An 18,476-nucleotide genomic window follows, 5' to 3' on the forward strand; every position below is an offset into this window, starting at 1 on the left:
TTTTTAGTTTTCAGCTTCCGCTAATAGTTTCTCTCCTTTTTCCATGGCCTCTTCAATGGTTCCAACCAGGTTAAAGGCTGCTTCGGGATATTTATCCACTTCACCATCCATAATCATATTGAAACCTTTGATGGTATCTTCGATAGAAACCAAACATCCTTTTAAACCGGTAAATTGCTCGGCAACATGGAATGGCTGAGAAAGGAATCGTTGAACACGACGAGCACGGTGTACTACCAGCTTATCCTCTTCCGACAATTCTTCCATACCTAAAATTGCAATAATGTCCTGCAATTCCTTATATCGCTGCAAAATTTCTTTTACCTTTTGTGCACAAGTGTAATGTTCTTCTCCTACTACATCAGGACTTAGTATTCGAGAGGTAGAATCCAATGGATCTACCGCAGGATAAATACCCAACTCAGCAATCTTACGATTCAATACAGTAGTAGCATCCAAGTGAGCAAATGTGGTTGCCGGCGCAGGGTCTGTCAAGTCATCAGCAGGTACATAAACCGCCTGTACTGATGTAATAGATCCCCGTTTGGTTGAGGTAATACGTTCCTGCATTACCCCCATCTCGGTGGATAATGTTGGCTGATAACCTACAGCTGAAGGCATACGTCCCAATAACGCAGATACTTCGGATCCGGCTTGTGTGAAACGGAAAATATTATCTACAAAGAATAAGATATCACGCCCTCCTGATTTCTCATCACCATCGCGTAAACTCTCGGCAACGGTAAGTCCGGATAAAGCTACACGAGCACGTGCTCCCGGTGGTTCGTTCATCTGGCCGAAAACCAGTGACACCTGTGATTTTTCCAGCGCATCTTTATCCACTTTAGAAAGATCCCATCCTCCTTTGGCCATGTCTTCTTCGAATTCATCTCCATAACGGATTACCTTCGATTCGATCATCTCCCGAAGCAAGTCATTTCCTTCACGGGTACGTTCTCCAACACCAGCAAATACGGATTGTCCTTCCTGTCCTATTGCGATATTATTAATCAATTCCTGAATCAGTACGGTTTTGCCAACACCAGCACCACCAAACAATCCAATCTTACCACCTTTTGCATAAGGCTCAATCAAATCGATTACTTTGATTCCGGTGAAGAATACTTCTGATTCAGTACTCAAATCTTCAAATCTTGGTGGAGTTCGGTGAATTGGATATCCCCCTTCTTTGCTGACCTCTCCGATTCCATCAATGGTCTCCCCAACTACATTAAGCAATCTGCCTTTGATCTTATCTCCAGGAGGCATCGTGATCGGAGAACCTGTTGCAATGACATCCATTCCCCGACGTAAACCGTCGCTGGAATCCATGGCTACTGCGCGAATTGTATTCTCACCAATATGTTGCTGGCACTCAATCACTAGATTTTTGCCTTTCTCCATCACGATTTCTAATGAATCGTAAATCTCAGGAAGCTTGCTTCCTTCTTTCTCAAAACTTACGTCGATAACAGGTCCGATCACCTGTACAATTTTGCCGATATTTTGTGACATTTACATTAATTTTTTGGAATCATTAATTACGCATGACGACAAATTTAACATTTTTAGCTTAAAAGCAGAGAGAAGTAATATTTTTTAACATTCTTAAACGGAACGATTTACTAAACCACTCACCAAAGCATATAACTCCTTCTTTTTTTCCGCTTCGACCTCTACTTTATCCAGGTATTCCAGACAATAAGCAAAGTATTCGTCTATTTTAATTTGGGACTGCTCCCTAACCTTTAATTTTTTGTAGATACCTCTTACGACTTCAATTTTTTCTTCCGGATCAAATTCTTTAGCACCCAACCAGATAACCAATTCCTCCCGATCCTTTCCCTTGGCATTTTCTAGTGCCTTAATGAGTAAAAAGGTTTTTTTATTGGATAGGATATCTCCTCCGATCTTCTTGCCAAATACTGCCTCGTCCCCAAACACATCCAATAAATCGTCCTGCAATTGAAAAGCCATACCCAGGTTGGTGCCAAAATGATAAAGGAGATCTGCATCTTTGGGACTTGCATCTCCCATTATTGCACCCATTTTCAAGCTTCCTCCAAGCAAGACGGCGGTTTTTAAGCGAATCATATTAAGGTATTCCTCCTCCTTTACATCATCCCTATCCTCAAAATCCATATCGAATTGCTGTCCCTCACAAACTTCCAGGGCAGTTTGATTGAAGACGGTGAGCACATCTCTCAAATATTTATCTTCGCAACTTACAATGTATTGATATGCTTTGATAGACATGGCATCTCCGGAAAGGATAGCCACATTAGAGTTCCATTTTTCATGTACCGTTTTCTTGCTTCTACGAATCGGAGCATTATCCATCACATCGTCGTGCAACAAGGTGAAATTGTGAAATACCTCCATGCCAATGGCAGGAAGACATGCTTTAGTTAAATCCTCTTTAAACAAATTAGTACTAAGCAGTACTAAAATCGGACGAAGTCGCTTCCCTCCAATTCCCAAAATGTATTTCATAGGTTCGAAAAGTCCTTCGGGAGGAATGGATAACTCCAGACCATCGATTTCTTTTTGAACAATTCCCTGAAGTTCATTAAAACTATACATGGTATTCAGAATCTATTGGTGTGTTTTTTTAACAGCTCACTAAAATATAAAAAATCATTTCAATAGCTCTTCTTTTTCTGCTTTGTTTTCGCTGCCAACTATTTTAAGTTCGTCCAAATCAATATCCTCCTCCTCATCGAAAATCTGAAGCAATGGTTCTTTGAAGGAACGGTTGGTAATCAATTTCTCTAAGGTAAGAAGCAAGGACGGCAATATCACCAAATTGGATAGCATGGCCGAAAGTAGGGTTAAGGAAACCAATACACCCAAAGATACCGTTCCGCCAAATTCAGACAAGGCAAAGATGCTAAATCCGAAAAAGAGAATAATGGAGGTATAAATCATACTCTGACCCGTTTCCCTAAGCGCTAATACCACAGAGGAACGAATACTCCAATTGGTGAGTTTCAATTCCTGTCTGTATTTTGCCAGGTAGTGAATGGTGTCGTCCACAGATATACCAAAGGCAATACTAAAGACCAATATGGTAGATGCTTTAATCGGAATACCAAAATAACCCATAAGGGCTGCCGTAATAATTAAAGGTATCAGATTAGGAAGTAAGGCAACTACTACCATTCGTTTGGAAGAAAACATCCAGGCCATAAAGGAAGCAATTAAAAATATTGCCAAAGCGAGACTTAAAAACAGATTCTTAATTAGATATTTTGTCCCTTTAAAAAAGACGATACTGGAACCGGTTACGTGAACGGTGTACTTGTCCTTGGGGAATATCTGATCCACATGATGCAATATTTTCTTCTCCATTTCTGCCATGCGTGTGGTTCCGATATCCTTCATACGAAAACTCATCCTTGTCCTACTTTGGGTAGAGTCTACAAAGGTTTCGAACAGTTTTGAATCATTACCTGTATCTGCCTTCGCTAGATAAGAAAGGATTATATTTTTCACCTGACTACTTGGCAATTTATAATATTTCTCCTTGCCATTAAAATACGCTTGATTTGCAAATTTTGCAGCTTCCACTATTGAAACAGAGGAGGAAATTTCCGGATAAGCTTTCAAGGAATCATTCAAGCGATTCAATCGTTTAAGCGTTGATAATTTTAGGATTCCTCCTTTTTTCTTGGTTTCAACCATCACTTCCAATGGCATAATTCCTTCCATATTCCGCTCAAAGAACTTCAGATCCTGAAAAATTACATTGTGGTGTGGTAAATCATCTACCATATATCCGGTGCTTTTTATCTTACTGATACCAAAAGCACCTAGTACTACCATAACAATGGTAATGGTATAAACCAACGATCTGTGATTTAATACTATTTTCTCCAGTTTGCCCACAAACCAAACGGTCATTTTATTATCGAGGTGTTGGGTTGCTTTCTGATCCGGAGGATTCAAAAAGCTAAAAATAATTGGTATCAATAGTAGGGAAAGAACAAAAACCGCCATGATATTTAAGGCAGCAATCACACCAAATTCTTTTAATATCTGGCTGGAGGTTACAATAAATGTAGCAAAGCCGGATGCCGTAGTAAGATTGGTTAAAAAAGTAGCATTCCCAATTTTTGATACTACGCGCTGTAAGGCTTTTATTTTATTATTGTGCCGAATGTATTCTCCATGATATTTATTGATTAGAAATACAGAATTGGGTATTCCAATTACTATCAGCAAAGGTGGTAACATTGCCGTAAGAAGTGTGATTTTATAATGAAATAATACCATAGAACCTACAGCCCAAATCACACTTAACCCAACTACTAGCATGCTAAAGAACACAACCTTAAACGATCGAAAAAACAGAAATAAAATAATAGCAGTAATCAAAAGGGAAAGTATAATGAACATATTCATTTCCTTCTTAATCATTTGTGCCATAACCACCCGAATATAGGGAAGTCCGGAATATCGCATTTTTAAATTATACTTCGCAGTATAATTATCTGTAATTGCCCTAACCTTGGCTACCATGGGCTCCCGAGCCTTTGAATTAATTATTTTAGCATTCACAGTTATTGCCATCAAATAAGTATTACTCTCCTTATTGATGAAACTTCCGTGATAAAATGGCAAGGATTCAGCAATGGCTGCCAAACTATCCAATTGGTGCTGTGAGCTTAGCTTCTTGGGAAATATGGTTTCAAATTCAAATTTCTTTTCCTTCTTATTCTTTTTGATATTGTAGGTGTGGGCAATGGAAACAACAGCATCAATCCCATCTAAGGCAACCAAACTGTCGCCCATAGCAATCCAGTCGTTAAATTTTTGAAGCTCATAAAAATCGGAATCCTGCACCGCAAAGAACATAACGTTCCCTTCCTGTCCGAAAGTATTTTGAAAACGCTCGTATTGAATAGAAGCTGGGTCATCGGAAGGCAGTAAGGCCGCATATTGGTAAGACATTTCGACAAACTGCGCCTTGTAGCCCATAAATATAGTAATTAGCCCAACTACGACTAAAAGTAAAATTCTGTTCCTAAGAATTAATCCTGCGATCCGGTTCCACATGCTGTTGTAATATAAAATAGAAATCAATTTTTTATTCAAGATTGCGGCGAAAATACGACTTAAAAACATCTTTTCAAAAGACGGTTGGAAATCAAAATCAATTTACTGGCCATTGTAAGTTTGATGAAAAATAAATTTAAGGAAAATCCTTTAAACTGTCTGTTCTTTAGTAAATTAATTAACTAAGCGAATATCTCCAGGAGTAGAATAATGCTTAATTGACAGCTTTTATTGAAGAATTTTGGCAAAAAACAGCTGGAATATCCAATCAAAACAGGTTTCAGAAGTGAATTTAGCTTCTTTATCAGTCTGTTAAAAAAGCTTAAAAAAGCAAAAGTCAATGATTATCTGGGTTTCGATCAATGGTGTGTTCTTTAACGATTTAATTAGCCTTTAAAAAATTAGAATTTGAGAAAATATCTTCTACTTTTGCCCATCTAAATCAAAATAATCTATTGAAATAAATTAAACTAAACCAACTATGGATTACGGATTAATGGATATACTAAAACTCATTGGTGCATTAGGATTATTCCTATACGGTATGAAACTGATGAGTGAATCATTGCAGAAAGTTGCTGGTGATAAAATGAGAACCTTTCTTGCTGCAATGACATCAAACAGAGTGAAAGGTGTATTTACAGGTATATTTATTACTGCCTTAATTCAATCCTCCTCTGCAACAACTGTTATGGTGGTAAGTTTTGTGAATGCAGGCCTACTTTCACTTGTTGAATCTATTGGTGTTATAATGGGTGCAAACGTAGGTACCACCGTTACTGCCTGGTTAATTTCCATTTTAGGATTTAAGATTAGTATGAGTGCTATTTCTCTGCCTTTAATTGGTTTGGGTTTACCTTTTCTGTTTTCTCGAAATCGCAGCAAAAAAAATTGGGGAGAATTGATTATGGGGTTTGCCTTGCTCTTTATTGGTTTGGAATTTCTGAAAACATCCATGCCCGATATTAAGCACAATCCTGAAATTCTAACTTTCCTAAGTGAATATACAAATATGGGATTTGGTACCAGTCTTATATTCCTGGGTATCGGTACTTTATTAACAATCCTGATACAATCCTCCTCTGCCACCATGGCATTAACACTTGTAATGTGTAATAGTGGCTGGATTAGTTTTGATGTAGCTGCTGCTATGGTTCTTGGTGAAAATATAGGAACAACAATTACTGCTAATCTGGCTGCTATGATTGCCAATACTTCTGCAAAAAGAGCGGCTCTTGCTCACTTAATATTCAATACTTTTGGTGTATTGTGGATGCTTTTGGTATTGCCTTATTTTCTGGATGCCATTGCCTGGGTAAATATGAATTTGTTACATGGAGGTAACCCTTTTGAAAGTGCAACAGCCATTCCTATTTCCTTATCCTTATTCCATACCGCTTTCAACATTCTGAATGTGTTATTATTAATTTGGTTTGCCAACTTCATTGTAAAGGTAGTTACCAGCTTATTACCTGTTCGCGAAAATGTGGACGAGGAATTTAAATTACAGCATATTAAAACCGGCATACTATCTACACCGGAGGCATCTCTGTTTTTAGCAAAGCAAGAAATTAGCACCTATGCCAAAAGCACCAAAAAGATGTTTGGTTATACCAAACAGGCTTTTAACGAGAATAACGATAAAAATTTCACGAAACTCTTCGACAAAATCTCAACAAGAGAAGACGAAAGTGATGAGATGGAAGTAGCAATCGCTGACTTTTTAACTTCAGTATCGGAAACCCGATTAAGCAAAGAAAACTCGGAAAGGGTTAGGGCTTATTTTAAAATGGTGAGTGATATTGAAAGTGTTGGTGATTCAACGCTAAATATTGCAAAAGCCATAAAACGTAAACGAGATCAAAAAGCATGGTTTCCTCAGGAGCTAAGGGACAATATCAATAAGATGTTTGTTTTAGTTGACAATGCATTGGATATGATGCTTGATAATTCCAGAAAAGACTTTGCTGAGGTTAATATCAAAAAAGCATGGGAAATTGAACGTACAATTAACGACTACAGAACAGCGCTTAAAACTGAGCATCTGAACAATGTAGAAGAGCAGAAATATAAATATCAAGCAGGTATCATCTATAGCGATATATTCTCGGAATGTGAGAAAATTGGAGATTACTGTATCAATGTAAGCGAAGCAATCAATGAGATTAAAGAATAGCAAGTAGCTTTCGATATATTTAAATCCTCACCTAAATTAGGTGGGGATTTTTTGTTTCTCAATTTTCTTCAATAAAACTCATAATAGTTACTTCTTTATTAAATCCTCAATTAATTGAATCGGAAATACACTTCGAACAAATATTCTTTTTCATATCCAAATCCCTAAACTGCTTCTCTCCTTCTTCTATTGTAAAATCACAATTTAAAAGCGTCCTACAATCAAAAGAACCATGCAAGATTGTATAATCAGAAGTGAACTTCTGAATCATTTCGTTCGTTGCATTTCTGTCGTCAATATTTTCCAGGTGCCTTCTGGGGTTACTCATACTCAATACCATAAAAGATCCTGTGACAGCACAACAAGTCTTTTGCAACTTTCCCATTCCTCCATCAAAACCATTCGATACAGATAGAGTCATGTCAGAATCAAATTTCAAGTGATCTGCATAAGATGTTAATACCGACTGGGCGCAGTTTATTCCATTGTAAAACGAATAGATGGCTTTTTCTTTCATCTGAATTTATTACTTCTTAACTATCCCCCATTCCACATTAGGCTCAGCACCCATCTCCAACTCTAACTTACCGCCTTTTAACAATTCACTGACTGAAAATTTAAAGTCTTGTAAAGTCTTTCCGTTGAGCTTGGCAGACTGCACATATTTGTTCAGACGAGAAGCATTCTTTGCTTCAATAACAAACTTTTCTCCTCTCCCAAACTGATGATCCAAATCAATTTCAACTTTCTCGTACAACGGACTGGCAATTTCATATATCGGATCAACTCTACAACCACCATCAGTTTGGAAAAGGCCAATAGATGCTATGATAAACCATGCACTCATTTGCCCCTGATCCTCATCGCCCAGATATGCATTTGAAATACCGTAGCCATAATAACGATCCATAATTGCTCTGCTCCATTTTTGAGTTAGCCAAGGCTTTCCAACCCAGTTAAACAAGAAAGCAAAATGCATAGATTGTTGATTTCCCTGAATTACCGGATAATTCCAATACAAATCATTCATTCCATTAAATCTGGTTTTATAGCTCTCACCAAATCCCCAATCTAATCGCTCAATGAAACGATCTTTTCCAATAGCTTTCGCCAGAGCAGGAACATCTTGTGGCACAAAAAAGGTCAATTGCCAAGCGTTACCTTCCACATAATGATGATTCGCTCCTGATTTATAAGGATCAAAATCAGGCGACCATTTTCCTTTAGCATCTTTCATTCGAGCATAACCCATGTCCGGATCAATAATGTTTTTCCAGTAATATCCTCTTTTCAGAAATTTCTTGTAATCTGATTCTTTACCCAATGCTTTTGCAAATTGTGAAACTGTCCAATCATCATATGAATATTCCAAAGAATTTGAGAATCGTCCCTCATCGTAAGGCACATAACCATGTTTTAAGTAGGTTACCAAATCGTGGTTACCTGCAAATCCTCCACCTACTTTTTGTGCTGGTGTTGTTTGCATCTTTCTAACAGCCTCGTATGCTTTTTTCACATCGTAATTGCGAATTCCCATTTGATAAGCACCTACGATCAAAGGAATTTCGTGCTCGGCAACCATAACTGGAACATATTCCATTCCTGCCGGACCTTTTGCCAGCCAGCCATTCGAATCGTACATAGCCAATTGTGATTTTACCCAACGATTGGTCCATTCCGGTGTTACCAAATTCCAAAATTGATTCAAATTCCAGAAGGTATTCCAAAATGCATCGCAACCCAAAGCCGGAGAAGACGGATCTTCTAATCTGCGTACTTTTTCACCAGCATCTCTCCAATCGCCATTAACGTCACTATAGATATTTCGGCTACACAACGAGCGATACATATTGTTGTAAAAACGCATCTTCTCGCGCTGATCATTACTTGAAATTTTAATTCGACCCAATAATTTATTCCATTCAGATACATGATAAGCTCTAATGGAATCAAAATTCCAATTGAATGGATCGGAAATTTCCTTTTTCAAATTTTCAGCTGCATTTTCAATGCTTACATAGGAAATTCCGGTACGAACCTGTACCTGATTGTTATTCTTTGTATCAAATTCTACAAAACAACCCGCATCTTTAACATCTTTGGCTTGAATTGACTTAGTATCAGTGATTTTATCATTTATCCAAGTTCCACTTTTTGTAATTGGCTGATCAAATTCAATCACAAAGAAAATTGTATATTCCTGATCTATTCCTCCTGCCCACGTATTCTCGGTTAGTTGATGACTAAACCCTTCAATTCGATAATCACTTACCTGTTTCAGTTCAATTTCCTTGTTCTGATAAGTGTATTCACAAGGAATTTGTAAATCGATTAAGATTCTGGATTCAGTAGAATCTGGAAATGTGTATCTCTGAAAACCACAACGAGTTGTTGCAGTTAACTCAGCCTGAATGTTGTAATCCGTCAAATCAACACTATAATAACCAATTCGTGATTGCTCTGTTAATTTGTCAATTCGTGAACGATAACCACTATCCGGATCTTTCTCATCTCCTACTTTAATTTGAAGAGGCCCATTGGTTGGCATGATTCCCAATCCAGCCATGGTCCATTCATGAATATGGCTAAAACAACCTATCGACTCAAAATTTGGATCGTAACCAGCCTGCCAGCTTGGATTCTGGTTATCCGGACTCAATTTCACCATACTAAATGGCATCCACGGCCCGGGAGCAATCATCCAACGAGAATGACCAGTTCCCATCTTCGAATCAACATATTCAGCTGCGGTTCTCTCTTCTTTAGGACCTCGGGTAATTTCTCCAGATTGAATTTTTATATCATTTACCCATATTTCGTACTTACTCTCTGTTGCAGATTCTACTGCTGGCATCGGAGCCTCAAATTCATATCTTCCGGTTTCTACTTTCGTCGATAAAATCTCTTCACCATCAAGTACAACTTTCAAGTTTGGAGTTCCCTGAAGATGCTCCACATCCACTAGAAGTGGTTGAAATGATTTTCTATTTTTTTCTAATTCATACTCCACTGCATTTACACTTCTTACATGAATTTTATCATCTACAATAAGTTTAGCATTTCCCGGGCCTTCCAACTTTATCTGATCGAACTTTAACCAAGAACCTTGCAGTGTGGTCATGCTAATCTCATTTCCTCTTTTTTGAATTAAATCTTTAGGTAATGGAATTTCAATCAGGTATTCGGAATTGCTTGCAGGTAAAGTATCAATCGATGTTTGCTTATTAATTTCTGGAATTCTGTATTTCCAGGATTTACCATTCACAGTAATCTTGAATAGAGGTAAATCTTTCGAATTGCAATCCAAAATGTCAACGATCAATTTCCAATCTCCTCTACCTAACCTATCGATACCAAAAAGAATATTCAAAGTGCTTGATCTCCATCCTGCAGTTCCCCCGGTTCCTCCCCAAGTGTCACTTATTCCAGGAATAATGTATGGCCAGTCTTTCTTTTCATCAGATTTTCCAATTAAATAATACTTATCCTCCCAACCAAAATCGTTGGCGATATAATCTTTATATCCATTATCCGATAAAGCAAACTCTGATCCTGAATTGTCGTTCTCACCAATTTGCCAAATCACCTTATTTTCAGGCTGACAAGCACCAAGTAGTAATCCAATACAAACAATTAATAATAAGTTTCTCATGTCTTGTTTATTTATTTCATGAATGCTTTAACGATCATTATTTCACCTTCCGATTCATTACTAATTTTATATGATCCTGCGGCAGCTGGAATTACGAAGGTTTCAGCATAATTGAAACGCTGTCTCATTCCATTTTGGGTCTCAACAATGATACTGGTTCCTTCAACAAGAGAAAGTACATTACATCGGTTTTCGGTATTAATTTCAACCTCTGTATTCAAATGATATCGGTGCACATCGTAAGTATGCTTTTCGTGTGTTGGTAAATGATATTGTTTCCAATCTGCTCCTTCATTTAAGAGGTATGGATGTGATATCAATTTATCTTTCACATACTGCCCTTTTCTATCAAAACAAAGATTTCCCATTCCACGCTCTACATTTATCGGGCGAGGTTTTCCGTCGAAATCTACACGTAACCAATCGTACATTTTAAAGGTGAAAATGTAAGGAGTTGTACTGATTTCCAGAACCAAATTATCCGTTCCTGAACCATGAATGGTTCCCGGAGGAATTAAAAACAAATCATGTTTATTGGAATCGTGAATTTGTACATATCTCATAATATCAATTTCCTTTTTATTCTGAAAACTGTATTGCAAATCGGCTTCGAATGCCTTCGGATCAATATCTTCCTGAAAACCCAAATAACATTTAGCATCTTTGCCAGCATCCAAAATGTAATAAGTCTCTTCTTGGGTAAAACTTTCCCCAAAATGTTCTTTTATATATTCCGACTGCGGATGACATTGAATAGAAAGGTTTCCACCATCAAAAGTATCCAGAAAGTCAAAACGAATTGGAAATTCAAATCCATATTGTTCTGAATGTTTACCCATTACTGCTTCTGTTTCCTGAAACATGATGCAATCAAAAGAAACTTCCAACAAGTTAGTTCCACTCTCAAACAACAAGCCATTTTCAGGTACAATGAGTTCGAAAGACCAGGCATAGTTTACAACCTCTTTGTTCAGTCCTTCAATTTTATCCATCACCCATTGTCCTCCCCAGGCACCAGGCTCAAACCAAGGACGGACACGGAAAATATTGTTTGCCATTTCTCTCAAACCATGGCGCAAATCATTTCCCTTCATCCATGTCAATACGTCAATACGTTGCTCGTCAATTACAAAATCAATTTTAGAAAGAAGTACTTGCTTGTGCTTGTTTAAAACAATCCAATCGACAAAATAGAAACGCTTGTACATTGGTTTATTCTCAAAAGGTATACTTGCTCCTAAATTGGTAATACTTTGTGCACGAGCTCTAAACTGTAGCTCATTCTTTGGCAAATCAATGTAAACCAATTTTCCTTTCCAATTGACTAAAGCAGCTCCCGAACCATAGATGATATTAATATCAGCATCTGTATTTTGCAGTAAGCCTTCCAGTTTTTCCTGAACGAAAAAGTCGACAAGATCAATGCTTGCTTTTGTACCAAAAATTGGATCATCACCACCTAAAAAGGGTTCTATTAATTGATCAATTTCAGATTCTGGCTTCATTGCCAAATCAACATTTACCCAATTCGCTTTTTTTCCTAAAGTCTCGAATTGAGCATTTAGCTTTTCTTTTATCCGATCATAGAAAATACCAACATATCCGTCAATAATAATAGTTTTCTCATTGATTAACTCTTGCGCTAACTTCTCCACTCCGACACAAATCTTCCCAGCCTCCATTCGAAAAGACGGATAAAGATCGTATTTGCCAAGACCTGATTCACTTCTCCTAACAGGAAGTAGATATTGATCTGATTTTCTTTTGTTCTGTATCATCATTCTATTTTTCAACTGCACCTTCTAACATTTCAATCGCTTTGTACAATACACCTGCCGAACCGCGAAATGTACCTGATCCTTTTGGCTCATTTTTTTCGGTATACCATTCATAAAAACTATCATTGACAACAACACGTCTGGTCATAGGTAGTAGTTGTTCGTACGCTTCCTGAACAAAACCATATTTCACCAATTGCTGAATCATCCTACCTCCAAACCAAGTCCAGTCTCCACCATTTTGATAGCCATAAGGGTACATTCCTTTGTTCTCAAAATATCCTTCCGGATATGGAGGATACAAGGTTAGACCAATAGAACCGGCACCGGAAGCTTTCACATTAGCAATCATCTTATCCAATGAAAGCTTGATTTGTTCTTTGTTTAATAAGCCCGCTTCAATTGCCACAGCAGTTCCGCCATGATAGAAAATCTCATTTTCATTGAAAGTTTCCGGGAAAGGTGAACCGTCTAAATAAACATGAGGAATGAATTTCTGATTCTTTTCGTCCCAAAGGTATTTCATCGTATTTTTTGCAAGATCATTTCGAATCGATCTCCATTTTCCTTCCTTCGAAGGAACCAATTCCATTAGATTATCAATAGCAATTAGAAACATTGCATTATCGTAAATATCAACACAATACTTAGTATCCTTAGTGATGTAAACACCCCAGGGATTACAATGCTGAACATCACCCCAATCCGGGGTTGTTGCACCCCAAATCATTCCGTATTCTTTACTCCATCGGTGGTTCAATAAAAAATCCATTGACCATTCCATGCGATCTGCAACTGTTTTATCTCCAATCTTCTCTTTCAGGAAATCCTTGTCTCCTGTTTTTTTAACGTACTTGTAAACTGCCTGCACCAAAGAAGCTTCCTGATCAGTCTCTACAGTATTTTTATGTCCGCAATATCTTGGCTCCAAATCATTGTAGATGTAGGTATATCCTCCTTCAGCATCAACTGCCTTTTCTTTTGGGATAAAACCGTCTATAATATTTCCATCTTCTCCCTGCAAGCGAAAAAACACACGTAAATTTTCCTTCAGTTCCTCTTTTGGATAAACCTCTGCCGATAATTCAATAAAAGTGTTGTAATCACGAATCCAAACCTCACCATAACCATCGCCAGCATTGAATCCTGTTTTTACAACTTCCAAAGCCTTCTTTTTTACAAATTTAAAATCAGTGTTTTCCATTACTGATTTTTTTAGTTTTTCATTTATTGGCTTGGTATTTTTACAACCTGCAAAAAGGCTTACTGCCATAAGAACAATTAGTAACTTTCTCATCTTATATCATTTAATACAATTCATTAGTATCTTTCTTTTCAAATTCCAGTCTTGCTCCATTTACCAAATCCTGAAAGGAGACCTCTGGTTTTTCCAGTTTTTCCCCATTTAGTTTTACTGATTTCACAAGCAATTTTTCACGAGAATTATTATTGACTTTGATCTGAATATCTTTACCCGAATAATAATCAGGATTTAGTTTGATCTTTATTTCATCGAAGGCAGGACTACCAATCTGCATGCTTGGATTCTCGCCAGTTAATCCGGCAACGTCAAATAAACCAATAGAAGCCATTACATACCAAGCTCCTAACTGTCCCTGATCCTCATCTTGTCCGTAACCATATCCATGAATTGGATCAGAACCGTAAAATTCATTGCAAATGGTTCTTGTCCAATATTGTATTTTTTCAGGCTCCCCTGAGAAATTATACAGCCAGGGAATGTATAAACTTGGTTGATTTCCATGATTGTATATGGTTTTAACTCCGGCAAAAGCATCAATTTCTTTTCCACCTCCAAAGCCATTTTTTTGAGATGCTAGAAAAATCGAATCCAATCTTTGATTAAACTTTTCTTTCCCAATCTTCTCTACTAATTTTTCTGGTTCATGAGGAACATAAAAACTGTATTGCCACGAATTACCTTCCTGAAATCCTCTCCATGGTTCTAATGGGTCAAAATTTAAGATAAACTTACCATCCTCTGTTTTAGGTCGAATAAAACCTATCATAGAATCAAAAATGTTTTCCCACTTACTTGAGAGCTTCATCAACTGATTGTACTCTTTTTCTTTATTCATTTGTTTTGCAAATTGAGCCACAGCATGTGCAGAAAAAGAATATTCTAACATGTGTGAGGCTGAAAAAGCACTTGCCTCCGGAATGTCTCCCCACTCCTCCTGATGTGGAATAAAATCATTCTCTATAAAACTTTTCATGTCCATTTTACCTGCTCCAAGCGGTCTATCCTTCCAGCCCAATTCATTTTTAAAGGCCGCTTCAAAGGCGAGCTCTGTATCGTAATTTCTAATGCCACAATTATAAGCCGAAGCAATTATGAGTCCTACATAGTTGGTTCCAACACCAGATACATATCGACTATTAGCCAATCCATCGCTAAACCAACCTGTATCTTTATAAACTTGCAGGTGAGTTTGAACAAAATCATTGTAATACTCAGGCCAAGCCAGAGTCCAAAGCTGAGTGAGATTCCAAAAGGCTCCCCAAACAGCATCGGTATTGTAAAAATTAAATTGTGGAGTTTCACCTTCCTTCAAAGGAAGTTGTCCGATTGTTCCATCATTTTTGGGATATGCTCCATTTACATCATTTGCCAATCCACGACCAAGCAAAGCATGATACAAGCCAGTATAGAATTTTGTTTTATCAGTTTCTGAATCGCCCTTTACTAGAATCTTATTCAATTCTGTATTCCAAATCCGATTTGCCTGCTTTTTGGCTTCTGAAAAAGACATGCTTTCAGCTTTAAGGTTTTCATAAGCATTCTGAACAGAGGTGTAAGATAAAGCCACTTGAACCTCGATCGATTCAGTTTTTATAGGAGTAAAAGAGAAATACAATCCTGATCCTTTGCCTGATATCTCATCCTGATTTCTAAAGATTGAATCATCTCTAAAGGTTCCAAATTCCTTCATTGCCTTGTTCAATTTTGCAACAAAATATATGGATACTGTCGAGCCTTTCTGATACTTCTTAACATATTCAGGAGCTGTTTCTACCCATCCTTCAACTGTATATTCGTCAATTCTTTTTACCTCAGCATTTACAATCTTTCCACTTTCCCCTTGCTGATTTCCAATATCGAATAACAAATTGGCCTTTTTATTAGCCGGGTAAGTGTATTGATGAATTGCTACTCGTTTAGTAGATGTGAGCTCAGCTTTGATTCCGTAATCTGATAAATCTACTTTGTAATATCCCGGTTGTGCAATCTCCGATTCTTTTTGAAATCTTGAACGATAACCTAAATCCGGATTTTCAAGTTTACCAGGAGTCGTAATTAACTTCCCATTGGTTGGCATCAACACAATTCCTCCCAATTGAAACTCATGAACGTTAGCAAAACCTTCAATTGATTCGTGTCTGTCGTCATATCCAACTGCTTCCCAACCCCATTTATTTCCGTAATGTGCATTTGTGCTTGGCGCTGGTTTTGCCATTCCAAACGGAAGAGCTGCCGGAGTGTAGAAAAACCACCTGCTATGTACGGTTCCAATGTTTGGATCAACGTATTTAACCAAATTTTCATTCATAGAACATGAACTAAAAAGTACTGCCAAAAGAAATAAAATAATCCTTATATTTGTTCTAATGTTTGAACATATGAGTTTGTGCATTTTTTCTAGTAATTTAAATAATGATGATTATTATTTACGAGGATTGATTTTTCCTAAGAATAGTATAAAAACAAGTAAGCCAAGAATTAACAGAAGCCCTCCATTTACACGATAATCCATAGTCAGACCCACCAGGAATGGGAAAAAAGCACCTCCTGAGATTGCCATCATCATTAATCCTGATATTTCATTTGAACGAGTAGGATAATCACCAACAGTAATCGAGTATATCAGAGGAAATATATTGGATACTCCCAAACTGATTATACCAACTAGTATCCAGGCTAAAACTTCATTTGAAGTAATGGATAAAGCGATAACAGCAATAATTGCTAATACACTTGAAATACCAAGAATTTTTCGTGGATTCCACTTCATTAAAATGATTGCTCCAGCAAATGTTCCCAGCATTTTTGCAAAGAAGTAGACTGATTTTCCATATTTTGCCATCTCCTCATCGACTCCAATTTTCAGATTGAGAAATGTTCCTATATTGGAATTCAAGGCAACATCGATTCCTACTACCGCAAAAATACCCAAAACCATCAAAGCTATGTATCGGTTGGAGAGTAATTTGAAACAAGATGTGATGGAGACTTTCTCTTCCTTTTCTGATTTCTCTTCAATTTTAGTCATTGATAACCAAAAGAATGATAGTAGAGAAATAAAACCAAAAAGATACAGACCATATCGCCATAATCCTTCCCCCTCGTAATTGAATAAATTTGCTAAAAATGGTCCAACAACAGCTGCAACAAATGGTCCAATCATCGATCCAAGCGATTTTATAAACTGTGAAAGACTTAAAAAACTAGATGCTTTATTATCTTGGACTACATCAACCAAAAGAGGGTTAGCCGAAACCTGCATGATGGTATTTCCAATTCCTAACAAGGAAAATGCTACCAAAATAACAGGTAGATTATTACCCAATATTGGAACAAACAATCCAATTGCCGTAATTAAAATCGCCACATTCAGCACCTTCTTTTTTCCAATTTTTGCTTGCCATATTCCGGCAGGAACGGAAAGCAAAAAAAACCATATGAAAGCTACAAATGGTATCAGTTGCAGCAAATACTCTGGTGTATTTGAATTTTGTCTTAATTCATCGACTCCTGTTCCAACCAAATCAACAAAGCTTACGACAAAAAAGGAAAGAAGAACCGGGAAAATTACTTTTGGTTTAGGTTTGCTCATTTTTATTTTTTTCAGCTACATGTACTGTAACTGTGATTTAACAGATTTCCAAAATTCTGAATTCAGTAGTTGTGCTCCACCAACAAATGCAGCTGATTCCTGAAGTTCAGAATAGGCTATTTTTAATTGTAAATCGTCTTTTTTTAACTGATTAATTAGTGCTCCATCAAACAAGTTAGATGCTTTTGAAATATTTCCACCAAAAACAATAGCTTCTACAGCAAAACTCTTTATCCAGGGACTTAAAAACAGAGCTAGTTTCTCACCAAAATCCACAAACAATTCCTTTGCAACAGAGTTATTTTCTACCATATCTGCAATCTCTTTAACACCGTTTATCTTAATACCTGTCCTTTCAAAAAAACGATTTACCAATCCTCTAGTTGAGAAATAGTCGTCGGCGATACCATTTTCAAAAGGAAAATGCCAAATACATCCGTTTTCAGGCACTGAACCCTCAACTATAACCGGAATGCCATCCGATAAGAAAGCAGAGCCTAAACCTGTTCCTAAAGTGATTGCGAGAGCTTGCTTGTTTCCCTTTAATTGGCCATTAAAATATTCACCAATAGCAAAGGCTGTCGCATCATTTATAAATCGAATTTGTGCTTCAGGTAAATTCAAACATTGTTGTAATTCTGATTTCAGGTTCACATTACTCAAGCTTTGAAATTTAGCATTAGAACCTGTAAATAAGCCAATTCCATTTACATAGTCGAAAGGTCCCGGCATTGCAATTCCAATACCTGATAGCTTGTCTCTGTCAATCTTATTTATACATGAATTTAAAAGAGTTGCAAATATCCCAACAATCTCATCTTTACTTCCTTGATTATTTAAATCGGTATGTGAAATGCTCTCAGTAATTAAGATATTATCAACCAAATTGTAAGCAGCACAGCTGATATGACTCCCTCCTACATCAACACCTATAGAAATTTGTTTTCTCATATCAA

At 37.1% G+C, this 18,476-nt stretch carries 11 protein-coding genes; 1 reads left to right on the forward strand and 10 read right to left on the reverse strand.

Annotation, left to right across the window (positions count from 1 at the left end; genetic code table 11):
* Positions 1-3: 3 nt before the first annotated feature.
* The 3 genes from atpD to DLK05_RS06430 form a co-directional block, all read right to left on the reverse strand.
* Entirely contained in the window at positions 4-1,515 is a 1,512-nt protein-coding gene (gene atpD / locus DLK05_RS06420; RefSeq protein WP_127343184.1) for a F0F1 ATP synthase subunit beta, read from the reverse strand.
* Between the two features lie 93 nt (positions 1,516-1,608).
* A complete protein-coding gene (locus DLK05_RS06425) occupies positions 1,609-2,583 on the reverse strand; it encodes a polyprenyl synthetase family protein (protein ID WP_127343185.1) in 975 nt (324 codons plus the stop codon).
* A gap of 54 nt (positions 2,584-2,637) precedes the next feature.
* Entirely contained in the window at positions 2,638-4,980 is a 2,343-nt protein-coding gene (locus DLK05_RS06430; protein ID WP_235831962.1) for an efflux RND transporter permease subunit, read from the reverse strand.
* Between the two features lie 559 nt (positions 4,981-5,539).
* On the opposite strand from DLK05_RS06430, the gene DLK05_RS06435 reads away from it, so the two are divergent.
* Positions 5,540-7,234: a Na/Pi cotransporter family protein gene (locus tag DLK05_RS06435; RefSeq protein ID WP_127343187.1), complete on the forward strand. Its 1,695-nt coding sequence runs from the start codon at positions 5,540-5,542 to the stop codon at positions 7,232-7,234.
* A 106-nt stretch (positions 7,235-7,340) separates the two neighbouring features.
* Here the strand turns inward: DLK05_RS06435 and DLK05_RS06440 are convergent, their stop codons facing one another.
* From DLK05_RS06440 to DLK05_RS06470, 7 genes are read right to left on the reverse strand one after another with little or no spacing between them, the layout of a single operon-like run.
* The gene (locus DLK05_RS06440; protein ID WP_127343188.1) at positions 7,341-7,751 is read right to left on the reverse strand and encodes a C-GCAxxG-C-C family protein; all 411 of its coding nucleotides are present in this window, start codon (positions 7,749-7,751) and stop codon (positions 7,341-7,343) included.
* A gap of 9 nt (positions 7,752-7,760) precedes the next feature.
* On the reverse strand, positions 7,761-10,886 hold the full coding sequence (locus tag DLK05_RS06445) for a GH92 family glycosyl hydrolase (RefSeq protein ID WP_127343189.1): 3,126 nt from the start codon (positions 10,884-10,886) through the stop codon (positions 7,761-7,763).
* An 11-nt stretch (positions 10,887-10,897) separates the two neighbouring features.
* Complete coding sequence (locus tag DLK05_RS06450; RefSeq protein WP_235831963.1) at positions 10,898-12,664, reverse strand: class I mannose-6-phosphate isomerase; 1,767 nt, start codon at positions 12,662-12,664, stop codon at positions 10,898-10,900.
* A 4-nt stretch (positions 12,665-12,668) separates the two neighbouring features.
* The gene (locus tag DLK05_RS06455; protein WP_127343190.1) at positions 12,669-13,961 is read right to left on the reverse strand and encodes a GH36-type glycosyl hydrolase domain-containing protein; all 1,293 of its coding nucleotides are present in this window, start codon (positions 13,959-13,961) and stop codon (positions 12,669-12,671) included.
* A gap of 10 nt (positions 13,962-13,971) precedes the next feature.
* Entirely contained in the window at positions 13,972-16,320 is a 2,349-nt protein-coding gene (locus tag DLK05_RS06460; RefSeq protein WP_127343191.1) for a GH92 family glycosyl hydrolase, read from the reverse strand.
* A 30-nt stretch (positions 16,321-16,350) separates the two neighbouring features.
* Positions 16,351-17,520: an MFS transporter gene (locus DLK05_RS06465; protein WP_127343192.1), complete on the reverse strand. Its 1,170-nt coding sequence runs from the start codon at positions 17,518-17,520 to the stop codon at positions 16,351-16,353.
* A 15-nt stretch (positions 17,521-17,535) separates the two neighbouring features.
* Entirely contained in the window at positions 17,536-18,471 is a 936-nt protein-coding gene (locus DLK05_RS06470) for an ROK family protein (RefSeq protein WP_127343193.1), read from the reverse strand.
* Between the last annotated feature and the right edge of the window lie 5 nt (positions 18,472-18,476).

This window comes from Ancylomarina longa (assembly GCF_003996985.1).
Classification (GTDB): Bacteria; Bacteroidota; Bacteroidia; order Bacteroidales; family Marinifilaceae; genus Ancylomarina_A; species Ancylomarina_A longa.